The sequence below is a fragment of the Arthrobacter sp. MYb213 genome (genome assembly GCF_002979915.1).
In the GTDB taxonomy this organism is placed as follows: domain Bacteria; phylum Actinomycetota; class Actinomycetes; order Actinomycetales; family Micrococcaceae; genus Glutamicibacter.
Window position 1 is genome coordinate 78,980 of the sequence record NZ_PCQA01000001.1, and the last position, 13,763, is coordinate 92,742.

Consider the following 13,763-nt stretch of genomic DNA (forward strand, 5'->3'; position numbering starts at 1 on the left):
CGATGATTTTAAGCGCTTGAACCACAAATTAAGCGTAAAATTTCTGCGGATCCGGCATTTTCTCCCAGTTGCGGATAGACTGGTGTTAGCTCTGCAGCAATACAAATATGACATTCTCAGTTAGGAGCGCCTAACTGGAATTATGTTTGAGCATGCATAAAGAATGAGTGTCTGGCGAGAGGAGTCCCAATGAGTAAAGTGGACAGTTTCGGTGCCAAGGGCGTACTTGACGTCAAGGGAACCGAATATGAAATTTACCGACTGAATAAGGTCGAAGGCTCGGAAAGCCTTCCCTACAGCTTGAAGGTTCTACTTGAGAACCTGCTTCGCACTGAAGATGGTGCGAACATCACCGCAGACCACGTAAAGGCCGTAGGCCAGTGGGATGCATCGGCTCAGCCGAACACTGAAATCCAGTTCACGCCAGCCCGCGTGCTGATGCAGGACTTCACCGGTGTGCCTTGCATCGTTGACCTTGCAACCATGCGCGAGGCAGTTCAGGAACTGGGTGGCGATCCTACCCGCGTGAACCCACTGGCACCTGCCGAAATGGTCATCGACCACTCCGTGCAGATCGATACCTTTGGTTTCGCAGGCGCCGTTGAGCGCAACATGGAAATCGAATACCAGCGCAATGGTGAGCGTTACCAGTTCCTGCGTTGGGGTCAGACCGCATTTGACGACTTCAAGGTCGTCCCACCAGGCACCGGCATTGTGCACCAGGTCAACATCGAGTTCCTGGCTCGCACCGTGATGACCCGCGAAGTTGACGGCGTGCTGCGCGCATACCCAGATACTTGTGTCGGCACCGACTCACACACCACCATGGTTAACGGTATGGGCGTGCTGGGCTGGGGCGTTGGTGGCATTGAGGCCGAGGCAGCAATGCTCGGCCAGCCTGTCTCCATGCTGATCCCACGCGTTGTTGGCTTCAAGCTTGCTGGCTCCATCCCAGCCGGCGCGACCGCAACCGACGTGGTGCTGACCATCACCGAAATGCTGCGTAAGCACGGCGTTGTTGGCAAGTTCGTTGAGTTCTACGGTGAAGGCGTGGCAGCAGTGCCACTGGCTAACCGTGCAACTATCGGCAACATGTCCCCAGAATTCGGCTCCACCGCCGCAATGTTCCCAATTGACGACGTCACCTTGGATTACCTGCGCCTCACCGGCCGTAGCCAGGAGAACGTGGACCTCGTTGAGGCTTACGCCAAGGAACAGGGCATGTGGCACGATCCAAGCCGCGAGATCCGTTTCTCGGAATACCTCGAGCTGGATCTTTCCACCGTCGTTCCATCGATCGCCGGCCCGAAGCGTCCACAGGACCGCATCGAGCTGTCCTCGTCGAAGGAACAGTTCCGCAAGGACATCCACAACTACGTTTCGAACACCGAAGACACCCAGGGTGTTGGACGTCCATCGACCGCAGTTGAGGTCACCAAGGAAGATGGTCAGAAGTTCACCATCGACCACGGTTTGGTTTCGATCGCTTCGATCACCTCGTGCACCAACACCTCCAACCCATCGGTCATGCTTGCCGCTGCAGTTCTTGCACGCAACGCTGCCGACAAGGGTCTGGCCTCCAAGCCATGGGTCAAGACTTCGGTCGCCCCGGGCTCGAAAGTTGTTACCGAGTACTACGAGAAGTCCGGCCTGATGCCATACCTAGAGAAGCTTGGCTTCTTCGTGGTTGGTTACGGTTGTGCAACCTGTATCGGTAACTCCGGTCCATTGGATGCCGAGATCTCCGAGGCAATCAACACCAACGACCTCGCAGCCACCGCAGTTCTTTCGGGTAACCGTAACTTCGAAGGCCGCATCAACCCAGACGTAAAGATGAACTACCTGGCTTCCCCGCCACTAGTTATCGCTTACGCACTGGCCGGCACCATGGACTTCGACTTCGAAACCGATTCCCTGGGCAAGGACAACGAGGGCAACGACGTCTTCCTGAAGGACATCTGGCCATCGCCTGTTGAGGTTCAGGAAATCATTGATTCCTCGATCGACGAAGGCATGTTCGCCAAGGGTTATGAAGGCGTCTTCGAAGGTGACGACCGCTGGAAGGCCCTTGACACCCCAGAAGGCTCGACCTTCAAGTGGGACGAGAAGTCGACCTACGCACGTAAGGCACCTTACTTCGACGGCATGACCGCCGAACCAGCACCGGTTGAGGATATCTCCGCTGCTCGTGTTCTGCTAAAGCTTGGCGATTCGGTCACCACCGACCACATCTCACCTGCAGGTTCGTTCAAGTCGGAAACCCCGGCTGGTCAGTACCTGATTGCAAACGGTGTGGATCGCAAGGACTTCAACTCCTACGGCTCACGCCGTGGTAACCACGAAGTGATGATCCGCGGTACCTTCGCGAACATCCGCATCAAGAACCAGCTGTTGGACGGCGTCGAGGGTGGCTTCACCCGCGACTTCACCCAGGATGGCGCTCCACAGTCGTACGTGTACGACGCTGCGGAGAACTACAAGGCAGCCGGCACCCCGCTGGTCGTTCTTGGTGGTAAGGAATACGGTTCGGGCTCCTCGCGTGACTGGGCTGCCAAGGGCACCGCACTATTGGGTGTCAAGGCCGTCATCACCGAGTCCTTCGAGCGTATCCACCGCTCGAACCTGATCGGTATGGGCGTTCTGCCACTGCAGTTCCCACAGGGCGAGTCCGCCGATTCGCTGGGTCTAACCGGTACCGAGAGCTTCTCGATCTCCGGCGTGACCGAGCTGAACAACGGCACCACCCCGAAGACCCTGAAGGTGACCGCTACCGCCGAAGACGGCAAGGTCACCGAGTTCGATGCGGATCTGCGTATCGACACCCCAGGCGAAGCAGACTACTACCGTAACGGTGGCATCCTGCAGTACGTCCTGCGTCAGATCGCAGCTTCTAACTAAGGTCTTGACCACTAGTTAGTTTCAGCTTCTGGAACAACCCGAAGGCCTCAAAGCGCAAGCATTGAGGCCTTCGGTCGCTTAACTAGAACTCATTCGCAGACTCACGCCAAGCCTACTTAAGGCAGCTGCACCGGCAGTATTCAGCGTCCGAAAGCCGCGGTCAGCGACGATATTTGCTTCTAGCAAGAGTCACTGCGAAAGCCTATAAAAGGTGAAAATTCTCCTTAGTATGGAATGTGAACCGCACAAGGAGCTTGGAACATGAGTCATAGCTGGCACCAAGAACTGCTCAACGAAGACCAAGCCGCACGAATAGAAGAATGGCTCACCGCACCACAACTTGTCGCAGATCTCTCGTGGGGTCTAACTGACACCAAGGTTCTGCAGCTTCGTTCGAGTGGACGCCAATATATCCTCAAAACGGCTGGACCGCGCAATCATCACCTGCAACGCGAATTTGTAGCTCACGCGAGGTTTACAAGACCACTGGTTGAGCGAGGAATAACTGCCCAGGCACGCTTTGTCGATGAATCCTTACGACTTTTGGTGTTGGACTATTTGCCAGGGTACTTATGTGATCATTCGCCGGCCGCATTGGATCCAGAAATCCATGTGCAAGCCGGACTTGCGTTGCGGCTTATCCATGAGCAATCTTCGTACAACGACGGGAACTACGAGGAGAATTTCATTCGCAAATGCCTTAGCTGGCTTGCCGATGACCATCGAATCGATTCGCACCTCGTAGCGCGTGCGAGTACTGCACTGCATGAATATCGCACCGAGCCTGCCCTGTTGGTACCAACCCATGGTGACTGGCAACCACGCAACTGGATCATTAATGGGGACAGTCTTCACATCATTGATTTTGGGCGTTTCGACTTTCGTCCTGCGTCGAGCGATCTGAACCGGTTAGCCGTCCAGCAGTTCAAAGATGCACCAGAATTGGAATCCGCGTTCCTTGAAGGATACGGAGATGATCCACGAGATTCGCGAACTTGGCCCATCATCTCGTTACGCGAAGCAATCGGCACCGCGGTCTGGGCCTATGAAGTAGGAGACAACAACTTTGAAGCGCAGGGGCACCAGATGCTGTCAGATGCGCTAGAACTGTTCTGAGAAACCCAAAAACACCCGACCCGGCGCGAAATTACAGTGACAGTAGCCAAGGTCATTGTCAGGAAATTCGCACCATACCCAAACGTGACGGATAATGGAAAGAGTCCTGCGAAAGCTATAATAAGTGTTTCGCATGGATTGACCGGTCCGTAATGGGCGAACATGTAAAGGGGATGACAGTGTCTTTATTGGAGACCATCAATAAGCCTAGCGATCTGCGGGCTCTCACCCTGGACCAGTTGGAAGATCTCGCAGGAGAAATCCGCGCCTTCCTCATCGCCAACGTTGCGCGTACCGGCGGCCATCTCGGCCCAAACCTGGGTGTTGTTGAACTGACGCTAGGCATCCACCGAGTCTTTGATTCACCGACCGACTCCATCGTTTTTGACACCGGACATCAGTCCTACGTCCACAAATTACTTACCGGACGCAAAGACTTCACCACCTTGCGCCAGCAAGGCGGGTTAGCCGGATACCCCGACCGCAACGAGTCCGAGCATGACATCGTCGAGTCCTCACACGCTTCCGCCTCCCTGTCCTGGGTTGATGGCATTTCGCGAGCCAACAAACTTCGTAAGCAGACCGAGCGTTACGCCATCGCGCTAGTCGGCGACGGTGCGCTGACCGGTGGCATGGCTTGGGAAGCGGTCAACAATATTGCCGCTGACAAAGACCGCAAGGCAATTATTGTCGTCAACGACAACGGGCGTTCCTACGCGCCAACCATCGGCGGCCTCGCCAACCAGCTCTCCGGGCTGCGTCAGCAACTAGATAAGTTCCGCACTCACCCTTCCTACGAAGATGCCATGAGCAAGCTCAAGGGCAAGCTCAAAGATTCGGGTGCCGTAGGAACTTTCACCTACAAGTCGTTGCACGCCACCAAAAAGGGAATTAAAGACTGGTGGGCCCCACAGGGATTGTTTGAGGACCTTGGGCTGAAATATATTGGCCCGATCGACGGTCATAACCAGCGCGCCGTTGAAGAAGCATTACTCCAGGCCAAGCAATTCGGTGGCCCCGTACTCGTGCACGCGTTGACCGAAAAGGGTCATGGTTATGCTCCGGCCATCGCAGACGTGGCAGACCAGTTCCATGCGGTCGGCGTCATTGACCCAGAAACAGGCGTCCCAATATCCAGCGGGGGAGCCAAAAGCTGGACCAGCGTCTTCGGCGATGAAATTGCTTTAGTTGCCGACGAACGTGATGACATTGTGGCAATCACCGGGGCCATGTTGCAGCCGGTGGGCCTGAAGAAAATGGCAGACAAATACCCAGAGCGCGTCATCGACGTTGGTATTGCCGAGCAGCACGCGATGACAGCCGCCGCTGGCTTAGCCTTCGGTGGTCTTCACCCAGTGGTCTGCGTCTACGCGACCTTCCTAAATCGTGCCTTTGATCAGCTCCTAATGGACGTTGCCCTGCACAAGGCCGGCGTGACCATCGTATTGGACCGCGCCGGAGTCACCGGTCCAGATGGCCCCAGCCACCACGGCATGTGGGATATGGCTTTGACCCAGATCGTGCCAAATCTTCATCTGGCCGCGCCTCGCGATGCTTCACGCTTACGTGAAGAACTGCGCGAAGCACTGGCTATCGATGACGCACCAAGCGTGGTGCGATTCTCTAAAGGCTCGGTCGGTGAAGAAGTTGAGGCGATTGATCGGTTGCCTGACGGGGTTGACGTGCTCGCTCGCCTCGGAGATCGGGCCGCCCCAGACGTGCTGATCGTTTCGGTAGGTGCCATGAGCGAATTATCGCTGGACGTGGCACAAAGGCTGAACAGCCAAGGCATCTCGGTGAGCGTCGTTGACCCACGCTGGGTGCTGCCCGTTCCAGCTTCGGTCGTCTCGCTCGCCGCTCGCCACCGTATCGTGGTCTGCATCGAAGATGGCGTGCGCGCCGGAGGCGTCGGTTCCCGCTTGCGCACCGAGATGCGGGCAGCCGGAGTAGACACGGCACTGAACGAAGTCGGTCTACCTACAGAATTCTTAGCCCACGGAACCCGCGCACAGGTACTTGAACGGGTGGGACTCACCGCTCAGCAGGTGGCCCGGGACACCTTAGCTCAGGTGCTTGGAACCAAGGTGCCGTTCGCGCGGCCGCTGCCTGGACAAGATTTACCAACTGGTCAGATCCCCAAGCTGTGAGCGCACCAATGCCGTTTCCCACCGGACTGACGCGCACCCCGGAACCGGTGCGTTTCGGCTCGCTCATTGTCAGCCGCGCCTGGAAATACGATGGCACGCCGCATTGGGTGGTCCCCGGATTTTATCTTGGCTCCGATGAGCACGGTCATTGGCTGCACCAACCGGCTGGTTCCCTGGTAGCACGTCCAGGCACCGCACATTTGGCGCTGACCGATGCGCTTTGCCTCATCCCGCACCATGGTTTCTGGGTTGCTACCCTCTACTCGGATCCAGCCGACGATTTTGACGTCTATATCGATCTGGCCACCTCGATTGGGTGGCATCAGCTACGCCGTGGGGGATGGGAAGTAAATTCCGTCGATATGGATCTCGACGTCATTCGCTCACGTACTCGTGGCACCTTTTTAGACGATGAAGATGAGTTTGAAGAGCACTCGTTGAAGATGAACTACCCCGAAGAACTACAGCGTCAGATGCGCGAGACCAGCGCGTCACTCATAGCCAAGGTAGCGGAAAACCTACCACCTTTCACTGACTCACACCGACAGATTTGGCTGGCAAAGGTCGCGGAACTTCCACGTTGAGCCCAGCATTATCACCACTACTAAGGACAAAAAGATGGCGATTATTCGCACCTACCGCCTGGACGAGAAGAACGAACTACAGTTCCGCGAAGCGTGGTACCAGCAGTTTGATGAAGAAGAGCTGGGCCAGTTCGTGATTAATCACGGAACCGTGGGGCACATGTCAAAGACCAGCGATGTTCAAGACGTCAAGGTAGAACGAGCCGACGAGCTTTTCGCCGGCTTCCTCGCTACCTGCGAAGAAGATGGCTATGAGCAGATCCCAGCCGAAGAGCAGAGCTGGGTCATTGTGCAGTATGCGCTCAAAACCAAAGAAGGTACCGAGCGTGACCGCTACATGGAGAAAAAAGCCAAGGAAGCGCTCACCGGACATCTGGCCTGGCGTGGACTAGGGACCGTGGAATCAAGTGATTTCGCACCCAACAAGCTCAACATTCGGATCCTTTCGCCGGCTCCTAAACTCGCCGTAGCCTCGGTGAAGGTGTGCGTCCGTGACGCCAAATTGGATACCACCAAGATGAGTGTCGGAGTTGCCCCATACGACAATATCGAAGCGGTCAAGATGGCGCACCCAATGCCTGCCAAGCCGTTTTCGCTGAGCTAAAAACCATGGGGCCGGGACTCCGGCCCACACTAGGTTCTTCATGAACTAAGGACAAAGGATAGATGATTCCTCAAGAGGACCGGGACGAAACCCCGGGGGCCAAGCGTAAGACATCGCAATTTGGTGCTACACGCACACCTCTACACTTGGTGTTTCAGGCTTGCCTCGGCGTAATTGTTGGTATTGGTATCACCTCGCTACTGAGCGAGGTCTCGCACGTACAGGTGGCCCTAGCTGGGGTGTTCGTGGTGCTTGCCGCGTGGATCGTGGAGCAGGGATTCCGTTTGCCGGCACCGAATACAAAAACCGGTGCGCGTATCCGGCTGATCTTGCGCCTGGTCGCGCTGGTTGGTTTCACGATCGCCGTGAGCTCACTGCTGACATTGATCGAAGCCTAACTGCAGCTAAGAATTTTCGAATCTTGGTGGTTAAAATAAGCCGGCCAGAACATCTTTTGATGTTCTGGCCGGCTTATTGTTATTGACTAAAAATCCTTAGTCGGTGCCGGAGTCAAATGCTGCGGACTCGATGGCACGGTCCGTTGCTAGACCCGATTCGTCGACCGGTGAGGCGTCGACGATGTCGTTTGCTCCACCATTTTCCAGTGCACCAACCAGCTTCGCGGTGGATCCACCAACCAAGCCCATGCCTGCATACTGTTCCAGTCGACCGCGTGAATCGGCGATATCTAGGTTACGCATGGTTAGCTGACCGATACGATCCAGTGGACCGAAGGCTGCGTCACCTACGCGTTCCATGGACAGCTTGTCCGGGTGGTAGCTAAGGTTTTCACCTTCGGTGTTCAAGATCGTGTAGTCATCGCCGCGACGCAAACGTACGGTTACGGTACCGGAGATGGCCGAACCGACCCAACGCTGCAGCGACTCGCGCAGCATTAGAGCCTGTGGATCCAACCAGCGACCCTCGTACATCAGGCGGCCCAGACGGCGACCTTCGTTGTGGTAGCTGGCTACGGTGTCCTCATTGTGGATCGCGTTGACCAAGCGCTCGTAAGCGATGTGCAACAGCGCCATAGCAGGTGCTTCGTAGATGCCGCGCGACTTCGCTTCGATGATACGGTTCTCGATCTGGTCGCTCATGCCCAGACCGTGACGGCCACCGATGATGTTCGCCTCGTTGACCAGGGCCACCGGATCGGTGAACTCCTTGCCATTGATGGCTACCGGACGGCCGGCGGAGAAGGTGACCGAAACATCTTCGGACTTAACCTCAACCGATTCGTCCCAGTACTTCACACCCATAATTGGCTCGACTGCCTCAAGTGAGGTGTCCAGCAACTCTAGGGTCTTCGCCTCGTGGGTTGCACCCCAGATGTTGGCGTCGGTGGAGTAAGCCTTTTCTGCCGAGTCACGGTATGGGAAACCGTGCTCCTGCAACCATTCACTCATCTCCGAGCGTCCGCCGAGCTGAGCGACGAATGCTGGGTCAAGCCATGGCTTGTAGATACGCAGCTTCGGGTTGGCCATGAGGCCGTAACGGTAGAAGCGCTCGATGTCGTTACCCTTGTAGGTCGACCCGTCGCCCCAGACATCCACGCCGTCTTCGCGCATTGCGCGAACGAGCAGGGTGCCGGTGACGGCACGGCCCAGTGGGGTGGTGTTGAAGTAGGCTTTTCCGCCGGAGCGAATATGGAAGGCGCCACAAGCAAGTGCTGCGAGGCCTTCTTCAACCAAGGCTGGTTTGCAATCGACCAGGCGCGAGGCTTCGGCACCGTATTCCAGAGCGCGGTCTGGAACTGCATCGATGTCTGGCTCGTCGTACTGGCCCAGATCGCCGGTGTAGGTGTAAGGGATGGCGCCCTTGTCGCGCATCCAGGCAACTGCGACCGAAGTATCAAGGCCGCCGGAGAACGCGATACCGACGCGTTCGCCTACAGGGAGAGAGGTGAGGACTTTTGACATGTTTCCATCCTAATGGATAAATATGCAACACAGTGAATCGAGGTGTGAAATGTTCAGCACACCGTCCTACCCGATAGCCTATGGGTAAGTCGCCGCCTAAGTGAAGCGGCACCGCGCAAATTATCAAAGAGGTGCTCATGGAATTTCGTCAGCTTGGCCGCAGTGGTCTGAGTGTTTCGGTTGTTGGACTCGGTTGTAACAACTTGGGGCGCCCAGGAACGGCCACGGAATCACAAGCCGGAACCGACGCGGTGATCCACGCCGCTCTCGATGCAGGAATCACCCTCTTTGATGTCGCCGACAGCTATGGGCGTGAGCCTGGACTATCCGAAGAACGCCTTGGCAAGGCGCTGGGCAATGCACGTAAAGACATCGTGCTGGCCACCAAATTTGGCATGGATATGAAGGGAGTGAATGGTCCAGACTTTGACGCTCGCGGATCTCGGCGATACATCGTGAATGCGGTAGAAGCTTCATTGCGTCGATTGGGAACCGACCACATTGACCTCTACCAATTTCATACCCCTGATGCGAACACCCCCATTGAGGAGACGCTGAAAGCCCTCGATGATCTGGTGAGCAGCGGAAAGGTGCGTTATCTTGGGCACTCAAATCGCGCTGGCTGGCAAATTGCGCAGGCCGAGTATGTGGCTCGTGAGTTGGGCACCGAACGCTTTATTTCGGCGCAGAATCATTACAACCTTATTGATCGCCGAGCCGAGCTGGAGGTCTTGCCCGCAGCAAAGGAATTCGGGCTTGGCGTGTTGCCTTACTTCCCGCTGGCAAATGGTTTGCTGACTGGAAAGTATTCCAAGGGGCAGGCTCCGGAAGGAAGCCGACTGACACACGCTCGTCAGGGCTTGCTCGAAACCAGTGACTTCGAGCAGCTGGAAAAGTTTGCTGCATTCGCTGCGCACAGAGATCTCACCCCAGCGCAGCTCGCATTCTGCTGGCTCGCGGCCCAAGAGCCAGTATCCTCGGTCATTGCCGGGTCGACGCGTCCGGAGCAGGTCACGGCCAATGCAGAGGCTATTAGCTGGGTCCCCACCGATACCGAGCGCGAAGAAATCAACCAGATCTTCTCTAGCCCACAGAAGGTGGCCTTGTTCTAAGCTGAATCTTCACTCACCACGAACGCAGGGAATCTCATCAAGGCTGGTGAGATTCCCTGCGTGAGGTACTTATTGAGCTCTTGCTTAGGCGTCTAGCGGTGGATAAACCACGATGTCTTTTCCTTTGATGCTCGCGGCGTAGCGAGTAAGTCCTCGCGGCGCAGGTCCTGCGAGCACACTGCCGTCTTCATAGTTATAACGTGAGCCGTGGCAAGCACAATAAAAATTCGCTTCGGGAGTTTCTGTGCCCACTGCGCATCCCTGATGGCTACAGATATTCGAGTAAGCCAAAACAGTGCTTGCATCTGGTCGATAGAGCAATACGCCAAGGTCCTTGCCGCTGGCAGGCCCTCGTACGGTGACCTCGGCCTTTCCCAACTCCGCTAGCTGATCGCTAGGCATCACCTGTTGACCGTCCCCGTCGGGACTGGGTGCTGCACTGGCTGGTTCCGTTGAATCGGGCGAGGAGCTAGGGCTGCAAGCGGTGAGTGCCACCCCAAGACCTGTGGCGCCGGCAGCACCTAGAAGGGTGCGACGAGTGGGCTTCGAAGGAGAATTCATGGGCTAAGTGTGGCAGAGTCCGAGGCAAAAAACACTAGAACGCGAACTATTTATTTCTCTTCCTCGCCAGACCTAGCCCAGGTATACGACGATGTCCTTACCCTTGATTTCGCAAGCATAGCGAGGCAGGGCTTCGATAGCTGGTCCAGCGGTCGCCGAACCGTCTGCGGGACTGAAGCGTGAACCGTGGCAGGCGCAGTAAAAATCGTTTTTGGAAGACTTCGGGGTCACTGCACATCCTTGGTGAGTGCAGATACTCGAATAGGCCAGCACGGTTTTTGCGTCCTTGCGGAAGAGCAATACGCCGATCTCTTCGCCCGTAGCTGGGTCTTTGGCAACAACCTGTGCCCGTGCCTTCTCTGGAAGGTCGGCTAAGGGTAGTACTGTCTGCGCTTCGCCGGCGGCTTGGGGTACCTGTCCCGGTGTGGGGTTAGGAGCGGCGGATTCTCCGCTGCCACAGGCGGTCAGTAATGCGCTGGAGCCTAGAAGTGCGGAAGCGCACATTACGGTACGGCGGGCGGGGCGAGCAATATCGGTCATAGCTAGAGTCTCTCAGATTAACCTGTGGCAAAGCTAAGCCGTAGCCCCTCTGCGTAGCAAGTCACAGGCTAATGAGCGCGAAATCCAAATACCCCGTGTGGTTGTCATTCACTAAAGGAATAACAGCCACACGGGGTATTTGTAGAACGGGAAATTAGGAGTTGAACTTCTTCCCATTGACTCGGTCCGAGGCTCCAACCTGATCGAGGTATGGGGTGATCCCGCCTAGATGCATTGGCCAACCGGCGCCGGTGATCATACACAGATCAACGTCGGCAGCTTCGGCCACAACACCTTCGGCAAGCAACAAGCCGATTTCTTCGGCCAAGGCGTCCTGCACACGGGTCAGGATCTGTTCCTTAGTAGAAGGCTTATCGCCAAAGCTCAGCAATCCCTCCAGCGCGGGGTTGAGCACCTGGGCACCCGCTTCATCCTTCGCCCACAAGGTGGTGATCTTTGCATCGATCAACTTGCCCAGATTCTCTGAGACCGCAAAACGCTCCCCGAAGGACGCATTGAGCGACTCGTTGACGTGTTGTGCCACGGGCAGACCAACCATGGCCAGCAAGGTGAACGGAGTCATCGGCAGTCCCATTGGACGCAGCGCAGTATCTGCAGTGAGCGCGTCGGTGCCCTCATCGAATGCTGCCTGAACTTCACTCATCAAACGTAGTAGCACGCGGTTGACCACAAATGCCGTGGCGTCCTTGGTGCGCACGGTAGTTTTGCGGAGGTTTTTACCCAAGGCAAAGGCGGTGGCCACCGTTGATTCGTTAGTCCACTGGGTTGCTGCGATTTCCAACAACGGCATCACGGCGACGGGGTTGAAGAAGTGGAACCCGACCAGGCGCTCAGGGTGGGCCAGATCCTTGCCCATCTCAGTGACGGATAGTGAGGAGGTATTGGTGGCCAAGATGCATTCGGCAGATACCACCGCTTCAACCTCGGCAAACACCTGCTTCTTGACATTGAGCTCTTCAAAGACGGCCTCGATGACAAAGTCTGCGTCCGCGAACGCTTCCTTGGTCACCGAACCACTCACTAAAGCCTTAGCGCGGTTGACCGCGTCCTGGCTCATCCGACCCTTGGCGTGGAGTTTGTCGATTTCACCGTGAATGTAGGCAAGACCCTTGTCTACGCGAGACTGATCAAGGTCGGTGATGATCACCGGAACGTTCAGTCGGCGCACGAAGAGCAAGGCCAGCTGGCTTGCCATCAAGCCGGCACCAACCACGCCCACCTTTGTAACCGGTCGAGCAAGTTTGGCACTAGGCGCCCCGGCGGGACGTTTGCCACGCTTTTGCACTAGGTCAAGGAACGCGTACACGGTGTTCTTGAACTCGTGGGTGGCCATCAGCTCGGTCAGCGCAGCGATTTCTAGGTCTGCGGACTGCGCCTGGGTGAGCGTCATGCCCTTGCGGAACACCTCGAGCACCTTGTATGGGGCGGGGGTTGCGCCGGAAAGCTTCGCATCAACGAACTTTTCTGCCCGATCTGCGGCCTCCAACCAGCGGCGTGCCACCTCTGGGTCGCTAGGATCCACCGAATTTTCGCGCTGTACTTCACGTTCACCGCTCAGAACCGAGCCGGCAAACTTGACCGAATTTTCGATGAAGTCCGCTGGCTCGAACAAGGCATCGGCGACGCCAAGCTTGTGAGCTGCCGGACCGGAGAGCGTGCGGTTGTTGTTTAGTGGGTTCTCCACCATGACCTTCAACGCATTTTCCGGACCGATAAGTCGCGGCAAGCGGTAGACGCCGGCCCAACCTGGGATGAGTCCAAGGAAGGCCTCTGGTAGTCCCAGTGCACCGGCGGTGGTGCTGACCGTACGGTAGTTACAGGCCAACGCGATCTCTAGTCCACCGCCCAGGGAGAGTCCGTTGATAAAGGCAAATGTAGGGACGCCCAGGTCTGCTAGCAGGTCGTAGGCACGGTGACCCAGCGTAGCCATAGCGGTCGCATGCTCAGGCGCGGAGAGGCGGGTGACCGCGGACAGATCCGCACCGGCGATCAAGAAGTACGGCTTACCGGTGATCGCGAGACCGTGAATTTCTCCCGCTTTGGCGCGCGCAGCCTGCTTTTCAAGTTCCGCACGCAGTTCGATCAGTCCGCTTGGGCCCAGGGTGGTGGGTTTTTTATGATCCAGCCCGTTATCCAAGGTCAGTAGCACCAAGGTTTTGCCATCTGGCAGCTGCACATCCTTGGTGAAGGAGTGAGTCACGGTTTCGTCGTGCATGAGGTCGGTGACTGCCGAATAATCTTGTGTCATGTTCTCTTCC

11 protein-coding genes are annotated in these 13,763 nt (G+C 56.6%); 7 read left to right on the forward strand and 4 right to left on the reverse strand.

The genetic code is table 11. The features are described 5' to 3' along the window. The first annotated feature begins 189 nt into the window (after positions 1-189). From acnA to CQ011_RS00360, 6 genes are all read left to right on the forward strand, one after another. Positions 190-2,898 carry an aconitate hydratase AcnA gene (gene acnA, locus CQ011_RS00335; RefSeq protein WP_096254285.1) on the forward strand — a complete coding sequence of 903 codons (2,709 nt, stop codon included), beginning with the start codon at positions 190-192 and terminating at the stop codon, positions 2,896-2,898. A 261-nt stretch (positions 2,899-3,159) separates the two neighbouring features. Next, the gene (locus CQ011_RS00340) at positions 3,160-4,014 is read left to right on the forward strand and encodes a phosphotransferase (protein ID WP_105673604.1); all 855 of its coding nucleotides are present in this window, start codon (positions 3,160-3,162) and stop codon (positions 4,012-4,014) included. Between the two features lie 179 nt (positions 4,015-4,193). After that, a complete protein-coding gene (dxs, locus tag CQ011_RS00345; RefSeq protein WP_105674930.1) occupies positions 4,194-6,161 on the forward strand; it encodes a 1-deoxy-D-xylulose-5-phosphate synthase in 1,968 nt (655 codons plus the stop codon). After that, entirely contained in the window at positions 6,158-6,745 is a 588-nt protein-coding gene (locus tag CQ011_RS00350; RefSeq protein WP_286161031.1) for a DUF402 domain-containing protein, read from the forward strand. The genes dxs and CQ011_RS00350 overlap by 4 nt, the downstream gene beginning before the upstream one ends. Before the next feature lie 34 nt (positions 6,746-6,779). Beyond that, positions 6,780-7,349, forward strand: coding sequence for a hypothetical protein (locus CQ011_RS00355; protein ID WP_105673606.1), 570 nt, complete (start codon positions 6,780-6,782; stop codon positions 7,347-7,349). A gap of 62 nt (positions 7,350-7,411) precedes the next feature. Beyond that, complete coding sequence (locus tag CQ011_RS00360; protein ID WP_105673608.1) at positions 7,412-7,747, forward strand: hypothetical protein; 336 nt, start codon at positions 7,412-7,414, stop codon at positions 7,745-7,747. A gap of 96 nt (positions 7,748-7,843) precedes the next feature. Here CQ011_RS00360 and argG read toward each other — a convergent pair whose 3' ends face one another. Continuing rightward, positions 7,844-9,271, reverse strand: coding sequence for an argininosuccinate synthase (gene argG / locus CQ011_RS00365; RefSeq protein ID WP_105673610.1), 1,428 nt, complete (start codon positions 9,269-9,271; stop codon positions 7,844-7,846). Between the two features lie 137 nt (positions 9,272-9,408). Between argG and CQ011_RS00370 the strand changes: the two genes are divergently transcribed. Beyond that, positions 9,409-10,383, forward strand: a complete 975-nt coding sequence (locus CQ011_RS00370) for an aldo/keto reductase (RefSeq protein WP_105673612.1) — start codon at positions 9,409-9,411, stop codon at positions 10,381-10,383. 84 nt (positions 10,384-10,467) lie between these two features. Here the strand turns inward: CQ011_RS00370 and CQ011_RS00375 are convergent, their stop codons facing one another. The 3 genes from CQ011_RS00375 to CQ011_RS00385 form a co-directional block, all read right to left on the reverse strand. Beyond that, entirely contained in the window at positions 10,468-10,944 is a 477-nt protein-coding gene (locus CQ011_RS00375; RefSeq protein ID WP_105673614.1) for a Rieske (2Fe-2S) protein, read from the reverse strand. A 72-nt stretch (positions 10,945-11,016) separates the two neighbouring features. Next, positions 11,017-11,484, reverse strand: coding sequence for a QcrA and Rieske domain-containing protein (locus CQ011_RS00380; RefSeq protein WP_105673616.1), 468 nt, complete (start codon positions 11,482-11,484; stop codon positions 11,017-11,019). Between the two features lie 154 nt (positions 11,485-11,638). Next, positions 11,639-13,753 (reverse strand): 3-hydroxyacyl-CoA dehydrogenase NAD-binding domain-containing protein, encoded by a 2,115-nt coding sequence (locus tag CQ011_RS00385; RefSeq protein WP_105673618.1) that lies wholly within the window; start codon positions 13,751-13,753, stop codon positions 11,639-11,641. Between the last annotated feature and the right edge of the window lie 10 nt (positions 13,754-13,763).